Genomic DNA, 20007 nt, shown 5'->3' with positions numbered 1-20007 from the left:
AGCTCCGCGGACCGGCCCGTGGTTGTGGGACGATCACCGCGATCACCGCGCCCGCCCGGCCCGCCGCCCGCGGGTGCGGCGGGCCGGGCGGCGCGGACGCAGGACGAGGGAGAACCGGATGACCAGCAGCACGGCCGGCCCGCGGCTCTCCGCGCGGGCCCGCGGCACCGCGCCGTTCTACGCGCTGGAGTTCGGCCGGCAGGCCGCCGCGCTGGAGGCGCAGGGCCACAAGGTGGTCAAGCTGAGCATCGGGGAGCCGGACTTCGGTGCGCCGGCCGCGGTGCGGGAGGCGATGCGCGAGGCGATGGACGGCCGGCCGCTGCCGTACACGGCGGCACTCGGACTGCCGGAGCTGCGGGAGGCGATCGCCGGGTTCTACGCCGAGCGGCACGGGGTGGAGGTGGACCCGGCCCGGGTGGCGGTGACGGCCGGGGCGTCGGCGGCGCTGGTGCTGGCGGCCGCGGCCCTGGTGGATCCGGGCGACGAGGTGCTGATCGCGGACCCCTCGTACCCCTGCAACCGGCAGATCATGGAGAGTTTCGGGGCGCGGGTGCGGCTGGTGCCGACCTCGCCGGAGACCCGCTTCCAGCTGGACGCGGCGACCGTGCGCGCGCACTGGTCGGCGGACACCCGCGGGGTGATGGTCGCGACCCCCGCCAACCCGACCGGCACCTCGGTGCCGACGGAGGAGCTGGCGGCGCTGTGCGCGCTGGCCGCCGAGCGGGGCGGCTGGCGCCTGGTGGACGAGATCTACCTCGACCTGGCGGACCGGGACGCGGACGGGCGCCCGCCGCGCAGCGCGCTGGCGCTGGACCCGGGAGCGGTGGTGGTGAACAGCTTCTCGAAGTACTTCGGCATGACCGGCTGGCGGCTCGGCTGGTGCGTGCTGCCCGAGGAGCTGGTGCCGGCGGTGGACCGGCTGGCGCAGAACTACTTCCTGTGCGCCTCCGCCCCGGCGCAGCTGGCCGCGCTGGCCTGCTTCACGCCCGCGGCGCTGGCGGAGTGCGAGGAGCGCCGGGCGGAGTTCGCCCGGAGGCGGGCGCTGGTGCTGGACGGGCTGGCCGGGATCGGCCTGCCGGTGCCGGTGCCGCCGGACGGCGCGTTCTACGTCTACTTCGACGTCAGCGGGACGGGGCTGTCCTCCTGGGAGTTCTGCGAGCGGGCCCTGCGGGAGGCGCACGTGGCGCTGACGCCGGGGCTGGACTTCGGCCGGGTGTCGGCCGGCACCCACGTCCGGCTGTCCTACGCGGCTTCGAGCGCGGAACTGGCCGAGGGCATCGAGCGCCTCGGCCGCTTCACCGCCGCGCTGCGGGCGTGAGCGGGCAGGCCGCTCGGCCGCGGCCGAGCAGCCGCGCCTGGAAGCCGCCCCCCGCGAGCGTCGCGGTCGCAGCCGCAGCGGGCGTTCTTCGAGGTGAGACCCTCCTCGGGCGCCGCGTGCTCATCCGGCGCTCGACGAGCCGCTACCGCCGGGACGGCCGCCGCACCCCCCCGACGCCTCGAGCGATCCGGCTGCCGGTCGGCCTCAGCCCCAGTCCTGCAACTGCTGGATCAGGTCGGCGTCGCCCTCGATCCGCAGCGAGCCGGCCGGAATGCGCATGTACATCAGCAGGGCCGTCTCGCTCGCCGTGCCGTGGACGGCGGTGGTGGGCTTGCTCCCGGCGGCCTCCGCCGCGGTGAGGCGGGTGAAGCGGGAACCGGCGGCGTCCACCGTCTGGCGCCAGGAGCCGCCCTCGGCCGCGTGGTAGTCGATGGTGGCGGGCTCGCCCGGCCACGGCACCGTGCCGGTGCAGACGGTGGCGAGGAACTCCTCGATGGCGTCGAGCGCCTCGGTCGTCGGCAGCTCCTGCGGAGCACCGGAGGCCAGCTGGGCGTCATAGGTGTGGATCAGCGACTCCGGGACGCGGCGGCGGGCCACGGCGGCCACCGTGTGCGGCGAGGCCAGCGGTTCCCACCAGGCCCAGCAGCCCCGGTCCGGTCCGGCCTCGCGCAGAGCGGTGAGCAGCTGCTCCGTCGAGTCGGCCAGCCAGGTCATGAGGGCCTCGCGCTCCCTGGGCGCCGCCAGCCCGTCCTTGCTCGGCCGCTCGTCGCCCGGCGCGGTGTTCAGCACGATGTAGGCCCAGAAGCGGTCCCCCTCACTGAGGTGGTTCGCCAGGTCGTACAGCGTCCAGCCCGGACAGGACGGGACGTCGGCGTCGAGGCTGGGGGCCGCGGCGACGGCGGCGCGGAACGCGGCGGAACGCTCGTCAATCATCCGCAGCAGGGTGGGGAAGTGGAGATGATCAGTCACGCGGACCTTCTACCACCCGGACCGGGCCCCTCGCACTCGATTAACCGATCATTTCTTCGAGGTGCCGCAGGAGGGCCGTCTCGTGAGGTCGGGGGCCCCGTCCCGGAGCGTCCTGGCTCAGCCCGAGGCGTCGATCAGGGAGGTGACGCAGGCATCCAGCCGCTCTTCGACGGTTCGTGTCGTCAGCTCGGTCCGTCCTGCGTCCCACCACGGCCGTGCCCCACTGCACTTCCTCCGAGAACGCCAGTGGCTCCCGCACCTGCCAGTACAGCCGCTCGTCCGCGGTCGCGGCCAGCACCCCGCCGGCCTCCTGGTACGCCTCGGTGAAGCGCAAGCCCCACGCCGGGCCGTGCAGCAGCGCGAGACTGGTGGAGCAGTGCGCCACGTCGAGGTCCGCCGGGCCCCAGGAGGCCACCGCCCAGTCGACGACGCCGGTGATCCGGGCACCGGCGGCACCGGCCGGGTCCTCGGTCGGCAGGGCGAACAGCACGTTGCCGGGCTGGAAGTCCCGGTGCAGGAACCGCCCGTTGCAGTTCGGCGCCGGCCGGCGGATCACGTCGATCGCGGCGGCCCAGACCGCGGCGTCGGCGCCCCCGGTTTCCTCCGGCACCGACATGGCTGCTTCGTGCGTGCGGCGTCGGGTTCCTAGGCTGCTGTGCCGGCTTCGGTGATCATGCGCAGGAGTTCGCGCGGGCCGCCGGTGGCCAGTGCTCGGCGTTGGCGGTGGGCGCCGTTGCCCTCCTGGAGCAGCCGGTGCAGCAGGGAGGTGACCTGTCGCTCGTCCCCGCTGTCCTGCAGGGCCGGCCGGATGTGCCGGACGAGGTCGGCGACGATGTCGCCGACCTTGTGCAGTCGGGCGGTGCGGGGGTGGTGCAGCTGGTCGTCCGTGCCGTGGCGGGCGGCGTGCCAGGCGGCTGCTGCCAGGCTCTCGGGCGGTCGGGGGACCGTCGGGGTTCGGCCGGTCCGGCCGTTGAGGGCGGTGGCGACCAGGGCGCGGACCAGGCCGGCCATCAGGACGGCTTCGTCGGCCCGCAACTGGACGTCCATCGCCCGGACCTCGATCGTCGGATAGCGGTCGGACAGGCGGGCCTGCCAGTACAGCTGCCCCAGGTCGCGGATCATGCCGTGTTCCACCAGCGCGTGGATGCGCCGGTCGTAGTCGGCGGCGTCCGCGAATTCGGGCGGGATGCCGGCCACGGGCCAGCGGCTGAAGACGATCGTGCGCCAGCTGGCGAATCCGGTGTCGCCGCCGTGCCACAGCGGTGAGTCGGCGCTCAGAGCGGTCAGCACCGGAAGCCACGGCCGGAGCTCGTTCAGCACCGCCACCTGTGCCTCGCGGCCGGGCACGCCGACATGGACGTGCATGCCGCAGATCAACTGCTCACCGACGAGTTGCGGGGCGTCGGCGTGGAGGGCCCGGTAGCGTGCGTCGGCGCTCACGGGGACCGGTGCGACCGGGGCGAAGGGGGCGGTGCCGCAGGCCGCGAGGCGGCAGCCGACGCTCTCGGCCGCGTGGGCGAGCGAGTGCCGAAGCCGCAGGAGGTGGCCGCCCACCTCCGCCAGTTCGTGGCAGACGGGGGTGGCGATCTCCACCTGGCAGCGGAGCATCTCCTGCTGGACTTCGCCGGGGCTGATGGCGGGCTGAAGTCCGGCGGCCTTCCGGACGCGGTCCGTCCAGGGGAGCGGACGGCCGGTCAGCGGGTGGAGGAGGAAGTACTCCTCCTCCACGCCCAGGGTGAGCCCGTCCATGGTGATCGGCCTTTCGAACGGCGGCTCCTGCAGGCGTGCAGGAGGTTTCGGGATGCTTCTTGTCCGGACGGGGTCGTTCCATGCGCGGGGCCGCCCGCCGCGGACGGCCTCCGGCAGGACAGGTCAGCGAAGACCGGCGATGACGCAGGCGATGACGAACAGCACGGCAACGGCGATCACCAGTACCGATGCGGTCCAGCGGGCCCTCAGCTCGCGGTACCGGGCCTCGTACTCGGTGCGCAATTGCTCGTGGCGAGTGCGCAGCCGGACCAGGTTTTCGCGGGCGGTGTGCAGGTGGGTGCGGATGTAGTGGTGCTCGAGGTCGCGGCGTTGGGCGGTGGTGAGCCAGGGCAGCAGGTCGGCGAGGTCGCGGGCGGCCTGCCGGGCCCGCTGGTTCTCGGCCTGCCAGTGCAGGTAGCCCTCGAGCTTGCGCAGCCCCCGGTCGGCCTCGGAGCCGGCCGCCGCAGGGTGCGACTGCGGTCGGCGCCGAGGCTTGCCCGGGTGGGGGAGGGTCACGTGCCGTCCCGGCCGCGCTCGTCCGCGGTGCGGGCGACGCCGCCCTGGTGGACGGCGTCCTGGAGCTCGTCGGGGATCTCGGGGTGGTGGAGGTTGAACGCCGGGGATTCGGAGCGGATCCGGGGCAGGGTGAGGAAGTTGTGCCGCGGCGGCGGGCAGGAGGTCGCCCATTCCAGGGAGCGGCCGTAGCCCCACGGGTCGTCGACCTCGATCTTCTCCCCGTACTTGGCGGTCTTCCAGACGTTGTAGAGGAACGGCAGGAAGGACAGGCCGAGCAGGAAGGAGCCGATGGTGGAGAGGGTGTTCAGCGTGGTGAAGCCGTCGGAGGCGAGGTAGTCCGCGTAGCGACGCGGCATGCCCTCGGCTCCGAGCCAGTGCTGGACCAGGAAGGTGGTGTGGAAGCCGATGAACAGCGTCCAGAAGCAGATCTTGCCGAGGCGCTCGTCGAGCAGCTTGCCGGTCATCTTCGGCCACCAGAAGTGGAAGCCGGCGAACATCGCGAAGACGACGGTGCCGAAGACCACGTAGTGGAAGTGCGCGACGACGAAGTACGAGTCCGAGACGTGGAAGTCGATCGGCGGGGAGGCCAGCAGCACGCCGGTCAGGCCGCCGAAGAGGAAGGTGATCAGGAAGCCGATCGACCAGAGCATCGGGGTCTCGAAGCTGAGCGAGCCCTTCCACATGGTGCCGATCCAGTTGAAGAACTTCACGCCGGTCGGGACGGCGATCAGGAAGGTCATGAAGGAGAAGAACGGCAGCAGCACCTGGCCGGTGACGAACATGTGGTGCGCCCAGACGGTGACCGAGAGTCCGGCGATGGCGATGGTCGCGGCGATCAGGCCGGAGTAGCCGAACATCGGCTTGCGGCTGAAGACCGGGATGACTTCGGAGACGATGCCGAAGAACGGCAGCGCGATGATGTAGACCTCAGGGTGACCGAAGAACCAGAAGAGGTGCTGCCAGAGGAGCGGGCCGCCGTTGGCCGGGTCGAAGACGTGCGCGCCGAACTTGCGGTCGGCCTCCAGCGCGAAGAGCGCGGCGGCGAGGATGGGGAAGGCCAGCAGGACCAGGACGGAGGTCAGCAGGACGTTCCAGACGAAGATCGACATCCGGAACATCGTCATGCCGGGGGCGCGCATGCAGATGATCGTGGTGATGAAGTTGACCGCGCCGAGGATCGTGCCGAAGCCGGAGAAGGCCAGGCCCATGATCCACATGTCGCCGCTCACCCACGGGCTGTGGGTGCCGTCGGACAGCGGCGTGTAGGCGAACCAGCCGAAGTCCGCCGCCCCGTTGGGGGTGAGGAAGCCGGAGATGGCGATGGTCGAGCCGAACAGGTACAGCCAGTAGGCGAACATGTTCAGCCGCGGGAAGGCGACGTCGGGGGCGCCGATCTGCAGCGGCATGATCCAGTTGGTGAAACCGGCGAACAGCGGGGTCGCGAACATCAGCAGCATGGCGGTGCCGTGCATGGTGAACAGCTGGTTGTACTGCTCGTTCGAGACCAGCTGGATGCCGGGGCGGGCGAGCTCGGCACGCATGATCAGCGCCATGATCCCGGCCAGCAGGAAGAAGACGAACGAAGTGACCAGGTAGAGGCTGCCGATCTTTTTGTGGTCGGTGGTCGTCAGCCAGACGACGATGGCCCTGCCCCGGCGGGCCCACTGCGATGTTCGAGTGGGGCCGGGGGGAGTGGGCGGGGTGCCGGACTCGGTGAGGATGGTCATGGGCAGGCTCCGTTCCTGAAGACACGCCATACCTAACAGTCACCTGGGCGATACGCACGGTGACACTCGGGTGCGTGGGTGACCGCCGGGGTTGAACACCCGCCGCCGTGTTGACGCGCCCCCCGTCCGTTGCACCCGTCCGTCGCCCTTGCGGCGACAGCCGCGGAGGATCTTCCAGGTCTTCATCCGGGCGAAGACGTGCTCGACCCGGGCGCGGACCTGTCGGTGCTCACGGTCGTGCTCGGCCTGCCGACCGGTCAGCTCGCCGATCCGGCGCGCTCGGGCGGCCGCTCACCCGCGACCAGCGGCCCGTAGCCGTATCCCTTGATCAGCACGGACCGGAGTGTCTCAGGCCCCGGCTTCGACGAGGATGAGCAGGCCGATGGTGATCAGGACGACGGGGAGCAGGAGGTGGCCCCAGCGGCTGAGGGCCTTGGCGATCAGGGGGCGGGTGGCGAAGAAGCGGCCCGCGAGGCACCAGACGGCGACCAGGGCGAGGAAGACGATCACGTACACGCTCATGCCGCCGACGCCGGCGGTGGCGAAGACAGGGACGTAGACGCCGATGTTGTCGCCGCCGTTGGCGAAGGTGACGGCGGCCACCTCCAGGGCCCTCGGTCCGACCTCGGCCGTCTCCTGCTCGTCGCCCTCGTCGCCGCGGTGCTTCCACGCCTGCCAGGCCGCCTTGAGGCCGAGGCCGAGGGGCAGCAGGCCGAGGTAGGGGATCGCCGACTCGGGCAGGAAGGTGGCGCCGAACGCGGCGGCGACGGCGACGGCGAGGATGGCGGCGAAGCCGAGGTACTGGCCGATGACGATCCGACGCGCGGAGCCGGGGCGCCCGGCCCCCTGGGCGAAGAACAGGGACAGGATCAGGATGTCGTCGATGTTGGTGACGGCGAACAGGGCGACGGCCTGCCCGATGATGCCCAGGTCCACGAGTTGGTGTCCTTCTTCCTCGGTACGAGTGTCCGCTGACGCTATCGGGAGCCGACTCGCGCCGGGCGCGGGGAGCCGGACCGGCCCCCCGGAATGGCTTGACCTGTCGGCCGCATCGGAGACGATGCGGCCGTGAACGACTTCGAGGAGTTGATCAGCCGAGTCGTGGCTGCGTCGGCCGCGAGTGACCTGCTCCGGTCCCCGGTTTCCGCCGCAGGGCCGGCCGAGGCCGAGCGGAAGCTCGGCTTTCGCCTGCACCCCCTGCGCGCCGCGCTCTACCGAAGGGTCGGCAACGGCGGTTTCGGTCCCTCGGACTCCGTTCTGCCGCTCTCCGGCGGGCCGAGCGCGGACTGGGAGACCTCGGTGGTGCAGGGGTACTCGGACAGGATCCCTCCGCGAGGATCGGACACTTGGTGGTCATGGCCCGAAGGGGTTGTGCCGGTGCTGGACTGGGGCTGCGCGATGTTCGCGTGCGTGGACTGCCGCAGCGACGAGGGAACCGTCCTGCTCTTCGATCCCAACGCGATCAGCGGCCAGGACGTGTCCAGGGCGTGGTTCGTCGACGGAGGCAGCCTCGCCGAGTGGCTCGGGACGTGGCTGGACGGCCGAGGCCGGTACGAAGAAGACGCCGTCAACGGGGGCTTCCCCCGGCTCCGCTGGGCGGACGCGGCCTCGCGACTGCAGTCGGCTCGGCTCGGGGACGGGTGAGGACCGGATCCTCAGCAGCCGGAACGAGCCCCGGCCGTACACGGCTCCCTCGAGCATGCCGCCACCTGCGCGATGTCCGGCATGCGAGGCGGCCTGGTCGAGGTGCTCGATCTCCTGGGTACTGGCCGTGCCGGCTTTCAGGGTTCGGAGGCAGGAGGTGAATGTCCAGTAGCCGCCGCGGAATCCGCGCTCGCAGATCTGCTGGAACAGCGTGCGGCCGATGACTCGGATCCTGGTGGTCCGGCGCCCGTGTAGGACGCCCCGGTTCGGGCAGCCGCGTGGATTCGTACACCTCACACACATCACATCAGGGCGGAGAACCCTCATGATCAAGCTGCTGCACAAGGCCGGAGTGAAGTCCGAGCACGCCTACATGGCCGGCATCGCCTCCATCGGGCTGTCCTTCGCCTCCTGGATGGTCTCCCTCACCGCCGAGCCCGCGGGCCTGGACCGCGCCGACCGCTGGGGCATCTTCGTCGGCGAGTGGGCACCCACCTTTTTCTGCATGGGGCTCGCGCTCTCCCAGTACGAGCGCGAGGACAGCAACCCCGTCTACGTCGAAGACCCCCGCATCGCCGCCAACGCCTGACGGCCGACCGCGACCGACCCACCGTCCAGCCGCATCCTCTCTTCGCACACCCGCCGGAGAACGCCATGACATCCGTCCAACGTCCACCCATCGAAGAACACCCCGACCTCGCCGAACTCCGCGACCGCCACGACCGCGTCGCCGTCAGCTCGCGCGGCCAGATGATCGAAGCCCTCGCGCTGCTCACCGGCCTCTACCTCGCCGCCTCACCCTGGATCTGCGGCTTCAACGGATTCACCACCCTGGCGGTGAACAACCTGCTCTCCGGCATCGCCTTCATGCTGCTGCTCGGCGGCCTCGGCACCTCCTACGAGCGCACCCACTCCATGGCCTGGGCCGCCGCCGCCATCGGCGTGTGGACCATGATCGCCCCCTGGGTCGTCGCCGGCGACGTCGCCCACACCCGCTCCATCACCAGCAACCTCATCACCGGCGCCGTCGCCCTCCTGCTCGCCTGCGCGGCCGCCGCAGGCGCCCGCGGCAGGCCCCAGCGCGTCCAGAACGCCACAGCGGCCCGGCAGGGCACCCGCGCCAACCCGCACGACGGACTCTGACACCGGCCGCGCACCGTCGGCCCGCGCACCGTCGGCCCGCGTGCCGGACGGGTCTGCGGGCCGGCCGCGCGCAGGAGGGAGGAACGCGATGGATACGCGGAACGACGCCGGGCCTGCCCCGGCCGTTTCGGTGGCCGTGGCGCAGGGCGCCTTCAACGCGGTCGGCGGGCTGTGGCCGCTGCTGCACCGCCGCAGCTTCGAGTGGGTCTTCGGACGGAAGACCGACGCGTGGCTGCAGACCACGACGGGGGGCCTGCTGGTCTCCGTCGGCGCCACCCAGCTCGCCGCCGCCCGCGACCCCGACGGGCCGGCGCACGCCCGGCTCATCGGCCTCGGTACCGCACTGACCCTGCTGGCCGTCGACCTCGCCAACGTCCCCACCGGGCGGATCCGTCCCACCTACCTCCTCGACGCCGCCCTGGAAGCCGGCTGGATCTTCGCCTGGCTGCGGGCACGGCCGGCCCCGGAGCCCCGGTGACCGACCGCCCTGCGCAAGGCCGCCCGTCGGCCCCGCCCGGGGCCGCAGAGGCGACCGGGAACCGCGGCGCCCCCAGCGGTCCGAGGACCACCGGGGGCGCCGCGGCGGGAGCTGCGGTCACTCCCACTGCTCGGCCGTCGCGCCGTGGTCGCCGAGTGCGCTCCTGACCTGGTCCGCCGGGTCCCTCGCCTTGTCCTTGAACGGGTGGCCGACTCCGATGCCTCTCCTGCTCCTGTGACCGGGTAGCCCCCGTCCCGGAAACCACAGCGGCACGCGTCAGCGCCCCGCGGGGATCGCCCGACTGGCCCAACCCGGCCCGCCCGCCGCTGGTGGCGGCGCGGGTCGGGGTCTAAGAAGGAAGCCGGCCGGGCAGCCGCCCGGCAGGAGCCCCAGGCCACCCGGCCCGGGGCGAGGGCCGGCCCGGTGGCCTGGGCAGTCCGCCGAGCGGCACCACCCGGGCCGCCGCGCCGGCGAGGAGGAAAGGGGTCGTGATGGCCAGACCCGTATGGACCGGCGTGCTCACCTTCGGCCTGGTGACCGTGCCCGTGTCGCTGTACACCGCGACCGACAGCCACAGCGTGGCCTTCCACCAGCTGCAGCGCGGCACCGGCGACCGGGTGCGCAACAAGCGCGTGAACGAGCGCACCGGCGACGAGGTCCCGTACTCGGAGATCGTCAAGGGCTTCGAGGTCACCGACGGCGAGTACGTGGTCGTCGAGCCGGACGAGCTGGAACAGATCTCCCCCGGGCGCTCGCGCACCATCGACATCTCCGGCTTCGTCGACCTGGACCAGGTCGACCCGATCTTCTTCGACAAGACGTACTACCTCGGGCCGAAGGGCAAGGAGTACGCGAAGATCTTCCAGCTCCTCACCGAGGCGCTGACCCGCTCCAACCGGGCCGGTATCGCCCTGTTCTCCATGCGCGGCAAGGAGTACCTGACCGCGGTGCGTGCCGAGGGCGGCCTGCTGGAGCTGCACACCATGCACTGGGCCGACGAGGTCCGCGACCCGCACCAGGAGATCGGCGACCTGCCGGACGGCCCGGCGAAGTACAGCCGGCAGGAGCTGGCGACCGCCCAGCAGCTCATCGACGTGCTCAGCGTGGACTGGGACCCCAGCGAGTACCACGACACCTTCGAGGAGCAGGTCAGAAAGCTGATCGAGGACAAGCTCGCCGGCCGCGAGATCGCCGTCTCCGAAGGGCCGCCCGCCGAGGCCACCAACATCGTCGACCTCATGGACGTCCTCAAACGCAGCCTCGAAGGCGTCAAGGGCGGCACAGCAGAGCCCGCCGCCCGCTCGTCGCGCACAACGCCGAAGGCCACCGACGGGAAGAAGAGCACCAGCAGTGCCCGGTCCGCCGACGCGAAGAAGCCGGCCGCGAAGAAGCGCGTCACCGCGAAGGAAGACCTGTCCCAGCTGACCAAGGCGCAGCTCTACGAGAAGGCCACCCAGTACGAGATCGCCCACCGCTCCACCATGACCCGCGACGAACTCCAAAAAGCCGTCGCCAAAGCGGCCCGCAGCCACCTGCGCGCCGCCTCCTGACCGACAACCCACCGGTGGTTTCTCCGAGAGGGCGGTTCGCGAGCACCTGGGCGGAGTCTACCCGCCCAGGGCCGTGCTGCGATGCGCCCCGGCCCACGACCGCCCGTGCGGCACCTCGGCCAACTCCGAAACGATCAGGCGGTCCCGGAGGACCTCCACCGCCAGGGGCAGGACATGGGCTAGGCGAGGCCCACGTCCTGCCTGGTCAGCAGCCGCATGTCCTCGACCGTCAGGCCACCGAGCGGCCTGCGCCGCAGCTCGCGCACGGTCGCCTTCAGCCGGGCTTCGCCGCCTGACGGGGCCGACCAGCAGTCGCGCACAAGCTCCTCAAGAGAGCGGTCACGGTTCACGAGCCGCGTCACCGACCGGTCGTCCCATGTCAGATCTCGAACGCGGTCCGAGCCGTCGGCGCTGGGTCAGTTGGAAAGCTTCTGGCGCCGGGTGCGGCGAGGCGTGCCGGCTGCATCGTGACGGTCACCCGTCATGGCTCCCCCCAGGTTTCCCCACTCTGCGGACACGAGTACCTGCGCTATCTCCGTTCCGGCTCTTCTCCTGTGCCGAGCGGGAGTTGGTCCTCCGTCGGAACGTTCGGCAGGACCTGGTGTGACGTTGGTCGATGCCCCGTGGGCCGTCCTGCGCGGCAAGGTCCGTCAAGCCGGGGCCTGGGATGCTCTCCACCCGGGCGGTGTCGGCGCTCAGCCGCGTGGCCCGCAGTCCTCCGGCGTCAGGGGCGGTGGAAGGAGGGCGAGTGCCTGCTCTTCGAGTGCTCCTTCGAGCGCGAGGCCGGGTCGGCGTCATCACCGGGATCCGCCGGACTGATGGGCTGAGCGGCGCGAACGAGAACGCCCCGTGACGTATGGTCGGGAGCCTTGAAGATCATCGATCAGGGGAGGGGGCATGGTGGTCGGGACGGCGGAGTTCACGCGGGCCGCGGAGCGGGACGGCCTGGTGCTGGACGAGGGGCAGTGGGCGGTGGCGGCCCGGCTCGCCGGACTCGGATCGGCGTTGGGCGGCAGACGGCGGCTGTTCGGCCGGGCGACGGCGCCGGTTCGCGGGGTCTACCTGTGGGGATCGGTCGGCCGGGGCAAGAGCTGGCTGGCGGACACGCTGTTCGACGCCGTCCCGCTGACCGAGGAGACGGAGAAGCGGCGCCTGCACTTCCACGAGTTCTTCCGCCGCTTCCACACCGCCTACGGCCGGTACCGGGACGAACGGGCCGCAAGCGACCGGGCGGTCGAGGAATTGCTCGGCGACTGCCGGTTCCTGTACTTCGACGAGTTCCACGTCCACGACGCGGGCGACGCGATGCTGATCGGACGGGTCGTGCGCTCGCTCCTCGCCCGCGGGACCACCCTGCTCGCCACCTCCAACTACCCGCCCGCCGGCCTGCTGCCCAACCCCGTCTTCCACCAGCTCTTCGAACCGGTCATCGCCCTGCTGGAAGCCTCGCTGGACGTCGTCGAGCTGCCGGACGGCCAGGACTACCGGACCTCCCGCGGCGCGGGCCGGCCCCGCTCCGGGTTCGCCGCCGGACGCCACCTGTGGCCCGGCACCGAACATCAGCTCACCGACGCGGGGTTGACCGTGCCGACAGCGGACGAACGGCGCCCGCTGCGCGCCGGGACCGGGAAGGTGGAGGCCCTGGCCGTGCGCGACGGGCAGGTCTGGTTCGACTTCCACGAGCTGTGCGACCGTCCCGTCTCGACCGGCGACTACCTGGAACTCGCCGACACCGCGCAGGACTGGGTGCTCACGGGCCTGCCCCGGCTGGCCGAGACCAACCGGGACGCGGCCCAGCGCTTCGCCAACCTGATCGACGTCCTGTGCGACCGGGGAACACCGCTCACCCTGGTGAGCCGGGCGCCCCTGGCCGAAGTGCTCCGCGGCGACGGCCTGCCCGCCGACATCAACCGGACCGCCAGCCGCCTGTCCCTGCTGGAGCAGCACGCACCCGCGGGCGCCGTTCCGCCGACCGCGCACGAATCCGCAGACCGGTGCGGCTCAGGTGAGTCGGCGGACGGGGGGCGGGGTCCAGCGTCCGTCGAGGGCTTCGGGGCGGGGTGCGTACAGGCGCAGGGTGAGGCCGAGCGGGCCGGTCGGTGCCGGTAGCCAGTTCGCGCGCCGCTCGGGTCCCGGGTCGCTGTGGGAGATGTGGATGTCGAGGGAGCCGTCGGGGTTGTAGGCCAACGCGTCCCGGTCGCCCAGCGCGAAGCGGTTGATGGGGTTGGCGACCTGGAAGCCCTCGGCGTCGTACATCGTGACCGACCAGAACGCGGCGACCGGCGGCAGGTCGTCGGCCGGGAAGTGCAGCAGGTAGTCGTGCTCGCCGGTGACGGGGTTGCCGTCCGCGTCGGTGGTGAGGACGGGGTAGATGGCGTCCTCCGGAGGGTTGGCGCCGAGCCCGATCGCGGTGACGGCGGCCCGCTTGAAGTAGGCGTTGCCGTACACGCCCATGGTTTCGGCGGTGACGCGCCAGCCGTTGACGCCCGTGCCGATGGTGGCGGGGGAGGCCAGGATCGCCTCTCTGGCGTTGCGGGCCCCGGCCTCCAGCGCGGCCAGGTCCGTGTCGGAGAACCCCGCCGGGTCGAAGTCGCGGCCGGGGACGATGCCCAGGTGCGCGATGCGCGCCAGTACGGCGAAGTCGGTGGCGTGCGGCGGGTTGGCGGCCAGGGCCCGGCACGCGTGGGTGAAGAACTCGACCGCGGTGAAGCCGTTGACGGTGGCCAGTGGGTCGCTGACGGCGTCCACGGTCGGGTCGACCCGGTGCTCGACCGGCTCGCGGGCGGTCAGTGTCAGGCCGTCCTGGATCCGCCGGACCTTCTCGTAGTCGGACGTCCCGTTGGTCTGGATCCGTCCGATGACCCATGCGTACGGCGTCGGCGAGCGCAGCACGGCCGCCCCGGCGGGCAGTTCGCCCTGGTGGTCGGGGCCGACCACCAGGTAGTCCTGGTCGCCGGAGCCGGTGGTGCGGGGGCCGAGGGTGGCGAACACGTCGGTCCACATGTCCAGCAGCGGGACCATGAAGTAGCGGCCCGCGGTGTCCGAGACGTGCAACTCGACCGGGCCGGCCGTCAGGTCGAGCCACGCGGACGAGTAGAGGGTGTCGAAGTTCGGTCGCACCACCGAGCGGAACTCCGCCGATGGGAACTCGCGCAGGTGGTGGAACTCGTTCGGCGGTCCGAAGAGCGGTTTGGTCCCCGTGGGGGCGGACACCGCCTGCCGGCGGGTGACGTCCATCGTGACCAGCGGGTACAGGTATACGTACGCCTCGTGGGCGAGCGTCGTGAGGTCGTCCGACATCATGCGCGCTTCTCCTCGGTCCGGCACCGGGGCATCGCCGCCCCTTCAGGACGCTTCCGGGGCCGGACGCCACCGGCAACTGCGACCGGCCGAACGGGTGAACCACCGGTCCGCGCCATTCCGTGGAACCGGCCCCGGAGAGGCCCCGGCGGTCGGGCGCGCCGGCGAGCTGTGGCGGTGCGGTGACCGACGCCCGACGCGGGTCTGGTTCGTGGTGCGGGAGCCGCGCCTTGCGCGCGGAGGGGGCACAGGCAACCCTTGATCCACTCCGCGCCATGATCGAACACCGCCCCGGTCCGGCGATCGGAAACAACAGCAGGACGGTGGTTCGGAAAACAGCAGGCGGCCGGGACGCGTGCGGGATGGAACCGTGGGCGCCTCGCCCGTGTGCGGGATCCGTGCGCCGGATGCGCCGGTCGTGAACGCGCCATGTTCGCCGATTGCCGTAACGGGACCCTCCGGTTGCCCGGAGACTGTGCGGGACGGTCGCCCTGCGGCCCGGTCCCGTAGCCGGGTCGGGAAGAACTCCTCTGCGGTGTGGGGCTGTTGCGCTGCCGTTTCGTCGTCTTGCCGCGTGGCGGGGGTTCCGGCGCACGTGGTCTGGCGCCGCCAGGCGCAGTCACCGTGAGAACACGATTCGATACCCGATCCATCCGGAGCTACACCGGTGATGAAGAGGGTTCACATCATTGTGCGAACTTGCCTGCGACATGGGATTTCGACGGCCTTCGGTGACGGTCCCGGCCCTAGCTTCGGTGCGGGCGCGCTGATGCGTACCCGCACCATCACCTGCGAGAGAGGCCGATCATGGCTACCGCCACCACTGACCCGATCACCATCAAGCTGGACCAGCTGTTCGCCGCCACCGACACCGACGGCGACGGCTACGTCGACTGGAGCGACTACCAGCGCCTCGTCGACCGCTACCTGACCGGCTACAAGATCGACAAGAGCGACCGTCGGGCGCAGGCACTGCTGATCTCGTACCAGATGCAGTGGGCCGAGCTGCTGCGCCACGCGGACGGCGCCAACCGCCTCTCCAAGGAGCAGTACCACTTCGCCAGCCGCGCGGCGAGCGTGGACACCAGCCGCTTCAACATGGTCGAGGGCGTTCCGCACGCCATCTTCGACATCATGGACACCGACGGCGACAACACCATCAGCAAGGCCGAGTTCAAGCAGTACCTGGATGTCTGGAACATCACCGACCCCGGTGCCATGGACACCTTCGCCAAGCTGGACACCGACGGTGACGGGGTCATCAGCCGGCAGGAGTTCATCCGCGCGGTCAGGGAGTTCTTCTACTCCCAGGACCTGGAGGCCCCGGGCAGCCTGATCTACGGCCGCCTGTCCCGCTGACACACAGGGCTGCCGACCAGCACGGCGGAGCCCCGGACGGGGCACCGGGTCGGACGACGGCCTGGCCCTCGTCCGGCGGCCCTCCTGCGCGTTGCACCCGGACAGCGGTCCGGCCGGGAACCACGGATGGTGGCTCCGGGCCGGACCGCTTTCGCCTGCACGGCAGGGGCCCAGGCCCACCGACGGTGCGGACGGCCGCCCACCGGTCGTTCAGGTCCAGGGCAGGCACGCCCAGACCGTCTTGCCCGACCCGGCCGGAACGGTGCCCCAGCCGGTCGTGAGGCGCTCGACGATGTGCAGGCCGTGGCCGTTCGGGGCGGCCGGGCACCAGGGTCGGGGCTCGGGCAAGGTGGCGCTCGAGTCGGTGACGGCGACGGTCAGCCGGTCGCCGTCGAGGTCGATGTCGAGGTCGGTGGGCCCGGGCGTGTGCCGGCAGGCATTCGCCAGGAGCTCGCACGCCACCAGCAGGACGTCGCCCTTCTGCCGGGCGGCGTCGGCGCCCTCGTGCGGCATGGCGTCGAGCGTCCGCCGGACGTATGCCATACCGGGTGCCGCCGACGAGGCGCTGTCGGCGGCCAGGCCGATGTGCCAGTGGCCCGCGGTCCGCATGGTCCTCACCTTCCTCGTGGAGACCCGGTAGCCGGGCCACCTGGGCGTCTTGCCGCTACCCGCGCCCGTAAGCGCGGTGGCCGGGGCGCAGCGCGGGCCGACCGGCCGGGCTTCGTTTTCGGAACGGTCGGTGGCGCAGGTGTTCGCTTACGTGGCAGTACGCGGTCGGCTCGCCGGGAAACCGTGGAGGAAGGACAGCAGCCCGTCGGGAGGGAGGCCGATCCCATGGCTGTGCACGCGGAACTGGGAGCGAGGCGGCGTCCGGCGCCGCCGGGAACGCTGGTGGTCGCGCTGGAGGGGGAGGCCTACATGGACACCGCGCCGGTGCCGGCCCGTGTGCTGCGCCGGGCGCTGGCCGGACGTCCGCTGCCCGGGGTGCTCGTGGTCGACTGCTCGGGAGTGACGTTCTGCGCCTGCGACGGTCTGAACGAACTGCTGCGGGCCCGCCGCGAGGCCGCCGAGCTGGGGGTCGCGTTCCGGCTCGCCGCCCCGGGCGAACAGTTGGCCCGCCTGCTGGAGATCACTGGAACAGGTACGGTTCTCGAGGTCCTGCCCGCCGCTTCCGCGGTGTCGGCGCTCGGTGTGGGCGTGGACGGGGGCGTATGACGGGGGAGGCTCCCATGGATCCGGTCACGGGCGACGCAGGGATGTGCGCGCAGGTCGAGGCGCTGGCCCACGAGATGGCGCGGCAGGTGGGGCAGGGGCTGTGGGAGCTGCCCGCGCACGACGCGGACCTGGCCCGCGCGACCGCTGCGCGCCTGGCGGACGCGGTCGGCCCCGCCCCGGCGCAGGAGGCGCTGGCGGGTATCGAACGCCTGGAGCACCTGCGCGAAGCCGTCGCCGCGATCGCGATCGCGGTGGCCCGCACCCACGGGCGCCTGGCCTGGTTCCTCGCCCGGGCCGCGGACGCCCTGACCCCGGTCCTGCGCTGGAGGGCGCTGACCGCGGAGGACGCGCTGACCTTCGGCACCCGCGTCCCCGGGGCCGACGAGCTCACCGACGCCGAGAACGCCGTCCGACGCCTTCACGCCGCCCTCGCCGAGGACCTCGACGCCGAACCCGCGCCCGCGCCCGCGCACCTGCGCTCCTGGCGTGCGGGTCGGACCCGTGCTCCGGCCGGCGCGGCTGCCCCCGGCGCGAGGGCGGTGGTGCGCGGCTTTCGCCAGGAGGACAACAGGGGCGTAGCGTCGGAATCGGCACCGTCCCAGAACACCTGAGCGAGGCCGGGTGCGAGCACGAAGGTGGCGACCGACAGTGCTCCAGCACGTTCCGGTGACGCGATCCGCGTTCGACACCGCAGATTCCGAGGTCGCGTACGAGTTCATGTGCCGGGCGTCGGCCATCAGGGCGCCGCCCGCGTCGGCGTCGAGGAGGTCCACGCAGTGGGCGACGTGGGCGTCGAAGAGGGTGAGGGGGTCGAAGCCGGTGCGAGGGTGTCGGCCATGCCGACGAAGGCCCGGGCCAGCTGCTGCTCGCGGATCATGTCCTTCGCCTGCTTCCCGTCCCGGCTCGGTGTGGTCGGTGCTGTACTCATCAGAGGACGTTAGAAGTCATCTCATTTGGCCAGTCTGCGGTGGCAGATGAGGGCGGCGGCAATGGTGGCGAAAGCGGCGAAGTGGGTGCCTTTGCGTTCGTAGCGGCGGTGGAGCCGGCGGAAACCGCCGAGCCATGCCACCGTCCGCTCGATGACCCAGCGGTGCCGGCCGAGGCGGGTCGAGGACTCGATGCCGCGGCGGGCAATGCGGTGGGTGATCTGCCGTCGACGCAGGTAGGAGCGGATGAAGCGGTGGTCGTAGGCTTTGTCGCCGTGGAGCTTGCCGGGCCGGCGCCGTCTCGGGCCGCGGCGGGAGCGGATCGGCGGGATCGCCTCGACGAGCGGGATCAGGGCCTGGCTGTCGTGCAGGTTGGCGCCGGAGATCGCGAGCGAGATGGGCAGACCGGTGCGTTCGGTGAGCAAGTGGATCTTCGACCCGAACTTGCCCCGATCGACAGGATTCGGACCCGTCAGCTCCCCCTTTTCGTGGCGCGCATGTTCACCGAGTCGACCGCGCACCTGGACCAGTCCAGCTCGCCGCGAGCGCCGAGTTCGTCCAGGACCAGGCGGTAGAGCTTGGCCCACACCCGGGCCGCGGTCCACTCCGTGAACCGGCGGTGCGCGGTCGGCCCGGACGGTCCGAAACACGGCGGCAGCTGGGCCCATGTGCACCCGGACGTGGCCACGAACACGATCGCGGCCAGCACCTCCCGGTCCCCGTGGCGCCGGCGGCCACCACCCTGCGGCCGGGTCGGCGCCGCCGGCACCACCCGCTGGAACAGCTCCCACAACTCGTCCGGCACCAGACGCTCCACGATCGTCACGCGAGCAGCCTACAAGCCCAAATGAGATGACTTCTAAGTCCGTTTCTGGTAGTGGCCTCGTCCGGGTTGTTCGAGGAGTCCCTGACGAACGAGTCGTCCCAGGCGGGAGCGGGTGACGTTGATCGAGGGCTCGTCGGTGGACAGCCCGAGGAGTTCGTGTAGCTCGCGAACGCGGAAGACCCGCTCGGGGTGCTCGTTGAAGGCGGTCACGATGCGCTGGTAGACGGTGTCCGTGTCCGAGGGGGCCGGTTTATGGTCGGGCGAGGTGAGGCCGTCGATGACCTTGCGGGTCACGGTGAGCTCGGCCAGGCGGGCTTCGGCGTCTGCGAGCTCGGCGGTCAGTCGCTCGATCTGTTCGCGCAGGCTGTGGGCTCGTGCGGCGGTCTCGTCGTGTTCGGCCTGCAGCAGCCGCAGGAGTTCGGTGATGCTCACGCGGCCAGCTCGACGTCGTCGCGCCAGGTGGGGCTGGGGGTGGTGAGGCGGCGGAGCATGCCCGCGGTGGAGGCCCAGTAGACGCGGGAGGCGGCGTTGTCGGGCCGGTGGTCGTAGTCGCGGGCGAGGCGTCGGTGGAGCATGAGGGTGCCGTTGACCTGCTCGACCACCCACCGCTTCGGTTGCGGAACGAACCCCTTGCCCACGTCGTCGGGGTTGCGCCGGACCACCTCGACGGTGATGTCCTTCACCGCCCCGTGGATGATCACGGCGTCCTTGAAGCCCTGGTCGACCAAGGCCTTCTCCAGTCGCATCCCGCACCGTTCGGCTGCCTGGTCCAGCAGGGCGATGCCGGCCTCGTTGTCGTGCGCGCTCGCGGCGAGGACCACTACACCGATGACCAGGCCCAGTACGTCGACGGCCAGTCCCCGCTTCCTGCCGGACGTCTTCTTGTTCGCGTCCAGTCCCGTGGTCGCCTTCGGTACCCCGGCCGCCGCGCGGACGGACTGGGTGTCGATGATCACCAGGGACGGGTCCTCTAATCGACGGGCCCGCTCCCGGACCTGGCAGCGCAGGATCTCCTGGATCCGCTGGTCAAGGCCGTCCTGGCGCCACAGGGTGAAGTAGTAGAACACCGCCGACCAGGTCGGTAAGTCGTGTGGCAGGAGCCGCCACTGGCAGCCCGTCCGGTTCTGGTAAAGCAGTGCGTTCACGACCTCGCGCAGGTCGCAGGAGCCCGGGTCCCCGGTCGCCGACCGCGACACCCGCTCCTGCTTCCAGGCGGTGACCAGTGGCTCGATCAAGGCCCACTGCCCGTCGGACAAGTCCGTTGAGTACGACATCCGTTCCATACCC

General features: G+C 71.5%; 22 protein-coding genes and 2 pseudogenes. 10 read left to right on the top strand and 14 right to left on the bottom strand.

Annotated elements, in window-relative coordinates; translation table 11 throughout:
• Window positions 1–118 precede the first annotated feature (118 nt).
• Window positions 119–1318: an aminotransferase class I/II-fold pyridoxal phosphate-dependent enzyme gene (locus tag ABEB06_RS02995; RefSeq protein WP_345695186.1), complete on the top strand. Its 1200-nt coding sequence runs from the start codon at window positions 119–121 to the stop codon at window positions 1316–1318.
• Between the two features lie 204 nt (window positions 1319–1522).
• Here ABEB06_RS02995 and ABEB06_RS02990 read toward each other — a convergent pair whose 3' ends face one another.
• From ABEB06_RS02990 to ABEB06_RS02960, 7 genes and pseudogenes are all read right to left on the bottom strand, one after another.
• Window positions 1523–2287 (bottom strand): maleylpyruvate isomerase family mycothiol-dependent enzyme, encoded by a 765-nt coding sequence (locus ABEB06_RS02990; protein WP_345695185.1) that lies wholly within the window; start codon window positions 2285–2287, stop codon window positions 1523–1525.
• A 117-nt stretch (window positions 2288–2404) separates the two neighbouring features.
• A pseudogene (locus tag ABEB06_RS02985) lies at window positions 2405–2927 on the bottom strand (phosphotransferase); the annotation flags it as partial.
• A gap of 5 nt (window positions 2928–2932) precedes the next feature.
• Entirely contained in the window at window positions 2933–4036 is a 1104-nt protein-coding gene (locus ABEB06_RS02980) for a carboxylate-amine ligase (RefSeq protein WP_345695184.1), read from the bottom strand.
• 123 nt (window positions 4037–4159) lie between these two features.
• The gene (locus ABEB06_RS02975; protein WP_345695183.1) at window positions 4160–4552 is read right to left on the bottom strand and encodes a hypothetical protein; all 393 of its coding nucleotides are present in this window, start codon (window positions 4550–4552) and stop codon (window positions 4160–4162) included.
• A complete protein-coding gene (gene ctaD, locus ABEB06_RS02970; protein ID WP_345695182.1) occupies window positions 4549–6279 on the bottom strand; it encodes an aa3-type cytochrome oxidase subunit I in 1731 nt (576 codons plus the stop codon). Before ctaD ends, ABEB06_RS02975 begins: the two co-directional genes overlap by 4 nt.
• 39 nt (window positions 6280–6318) lie before the next feature.
• Window positions 6319–6522 (bottom strand): annotated as a pseudogene (locus ABEB06_RS02965) (hypothetical protein); the annotation flags it as partial.
• Between the two features lie 105 nt (window positions 6523–6627).
• Window positions 6628–7215 carry a cadmium resistance transporter gene (locus tag ABEB06_RS02960; RefSeq protein ID WP_345695181.1) on the bottom strand — a complete coding sequence of 196 codons (588 nt, stop codon included), beginning with the start codon at window positions 7213–7215 and terminating at the stop codon, window positions 6628–6630.
• Window positions 7216–7347: 132 nt separating this feature from the next.
• On the opposite strand from ABEB06_RS02960, the gene ABEB06_RS02955 reads away from it, so the two are divergent.
• The 5 genes from ABEB06_RS02955 to ku all read left to right on the top strand — a co-directional run bounded on the left by ABEB06_RS02955 (window position 7348) and on the right by ku (window position 11094).
• Entirely contained in the window at window positions 7348–7923 is a 576-nt protein-coding gene (locus ABEB06_RS02955) for an SMI1/KNR4 family protein (RefSeq protein WP_345695180.1), read from the top strand.
• Window positions 7924–8248: 325 nt separating this feature from the next.
• Complete coding sequence (locus ABEB06_RS02950) at window positions 8249–8512, top strand: hypothetical protein (RefSeq protein WP_345695179.1); 264 nt, start codon at window positions 8249–8251, stop codon at window positions 8510–8512.
• 65 nt (window positions 8513–8577) lie between these two features.
• On the top strand, window positions 8578–9066 hold the full coding sequence (locus ABEB06_RS02945) for an SPW repeat protein (protein WP_345695178.1): 489 nt from the start codon (window positions 8578–8580) through the stop codon (window positions 9064–9066).
• 88 nt (window positions 9067–9154) lie between these two features.
• Window positions 9155–9544, top strand: coding sequence for a hypothetical protein (locus tag ABEB06_RS02940; RefSeq protein ID WP_345695177.1), 390 nt, complete (start codon window positions 9155–9157; stop codon window positions 9542–9544).
• A 491-nt stretch (window positions 9545–10035) separates the two neighbouring features.
• Complete coding sequence (gene ku / locus ABEB06_RS02935; RefSeq protein WP_345695176.1) at window positions 10036–11094, top strand: non-homologous end joining protein Ku; 1059 nt, start codon at window positions 10036–10038, stop codon at window positions 11092–11094.
• Window positions 11095–11273: 179 nt separating this feature from the next.
• Here the strand turns inward: ku and ABEB06_RS02930 are convergent, their stop codons facing one another.
• Window positions 11274–11414 (bottom strand): contact-dependent growth inhibition system immunity protein, encoded by a 141-nt coding sequence (locus tag ABEB06_RS02930; RefSeq protein ID WP_345695175.1) that lies wholly within the window; start codon window positions 11412–11414, stop codon window positions 11274–11276.
• Window positions 11415–11991: 577 nt separating this feature from the next.
• On the opposite strand from ABEB06_RS02930, the gene zapE reads away from it, so the two are divergent.
• On the top strand, window positions 11992–13203 hold the full coding sequence (gene zapE / locus ABEB06_RS02925; RefSeq protein WP_345695174.1) for a cell division protein ZapE: 1212 nt from the start codon (window positions 11992–11994) through the stop codon (window positions 13201–13203).
• Here zapE and ABEB06_RS02920 read toward each other — a convergent pair.
• The gene (locus ABEB06_RS02920; protein WP_345695173.1) at window positions 13096–14397 is read right to left on the bottom strand and encodes a DUF1254 domain-containing protein; all 1302 of its coding nucleotides are present in this window, start codon (window positions 14395–14397) and stop codon (window positions 13096–13098) included. The genes zapE and ABEB06_RS02920 overlap by 108 nt on opposite strands.
• An 804-nt stretch (window positions 14398–15201) precedes the next feature.
• Between ABEB06_RS02920 and ABEB06_RS02915 the strand changes: the two genes are divergently transcribed.
• Window positions 15202–15753, top strand: coding sequence for an EF-hand domain-containing protein (locus ABEB06_RS02915; protein ID WP_345695172.1), 552 nt, complete (start codon window positions 15202–15204; stop codon window positions 15751–15753).
• Window positions 15754–15963: 210 nt separating this feature from the next.
• Here the strand turns inward: ABEB06_RS02915 and ABEB06_RS02910 are convergent, their stop codons facing one another.
• Window positions 15964–16362, bottom strand: coding sequence for an ATP-binding protein (locus ABEB06_RS02910; RefSeq protein WP_345695171.1), 399 nt, complete (start codon window positions 16360–16362; stop codon window positions 15964–15966).
• 225 nt (window positions 16363–16587) lie between these two features.
• On the opposite strand from ABEB06_RS02910, the gene ABEB06_RS02905 reads away from it, so the two are divergent.
• Together ABEB06_RS02905 and ABEB06_RS02900 are read left to right on the top strand one after the other, a co-directional pair.
• Window positions 16588–16968 carry an STAS domain-containing protein gene (locus ABEB06_RS02905; protein WP_345695170.1) on the top strand — a complete coding sequence of 127 codons (381 nt, stop codon included), beginning with the start codon at window positions 16588–16590 and terminating at the stop codon, window positions 16966–16968.
• Window positions 16969–16982: 14 nt separating this feature from the next.
• Complete coding sequence (locus ABEB06_RS02900; protein WP_345695169.1) at window positions 16983–17579, top strand: hypothetical protein; 597 nt, start codon at window positions 16983–16985, stop codon at window positions 17577–17579.
• 125 nt (window positions 17580–17704) lie between these two features.
• Here ABEB06_RS02900 and ABEB06_RS02895 read toward each other — a convergent pair whose 3' ends face one another.
• The 4 genes from ABEB06_RS02895 to ABEB06_RS02880 all read right to left on the bottom strand — a co-directional run bounded on the left by ABEB06_RS02895 (window position 17705) and on the right by ABEB06_RS02880 (window position 20003).
• On the bottom strand, window positions 17705–17896 hold the full coding sequence (locus ABEB06_RS02895; RefSeq protein WP_345695168.1) for a hypothetical protein: 192 nt from the start codon (window positions 17894–17896) through the stop codon (window positions 17705–17707).
• A gap of 21 nt (window positions 17897–17917) precedes the next feature.
• A protein-coding gene (locus tag ABEB06_RS02890; RefSeq protein WP_345701722.1) for an IS5 family transposase occupies window positions 17918–18714 on the bottom strand; the annotation gives its coding sequence in 2 pieces (ribosomal slippage) (window positions 17918–18369 and window positions 18369–18714; 798 coding nt in all).
• 39 nt (window positions 18715–18753) lie between these two features.
• Window positions 18754–19152 carry a type IV toxin-antitoxin system AbiEi family antitoxin domain-containing protein gene (locus ABEB06_RS02885; protein WP_345695167.1) on the bottom strand — a complete coding sequence of 133 codons (399 nt, stop codon included), beginning with the start codon at window positions 19150–19152 and terminating at the stop codon, window positions 18754–18756.
• Window positions 19149–20003: an IS5 family transposase gene (locus tag ABEB06_RS02880; protein WP_345695166.1), complete on the bottom strand. Its 855-nt coding sequence runs from the start codon at window positions 20001–20003 to the stop codon at window positions 19149–19151. The genes ABEB06_RS02885 and ABEB06_RS02880 overlap by 4 nt, the downstream gene beginning before the upstream one ends.
• Window positions 20004–20007 lie beyond the last annotated feature (4 nt).

The organism is Kitasatospora terrestris (assembly GCF_039542905.1).
In the GTDB taxonomy this organism is placed as follows: domain Bacteria; phylum Actinomycetota; class Actinomycetes; order Streptomycetales; family Streptomycetaceae; genus Kitasatospora; species Kitasatospora terrestris.
Note: the sequence above shows the minus strand (reverse complement) of the source record. Positions and strands in the feature narration are given on the sequence as shown.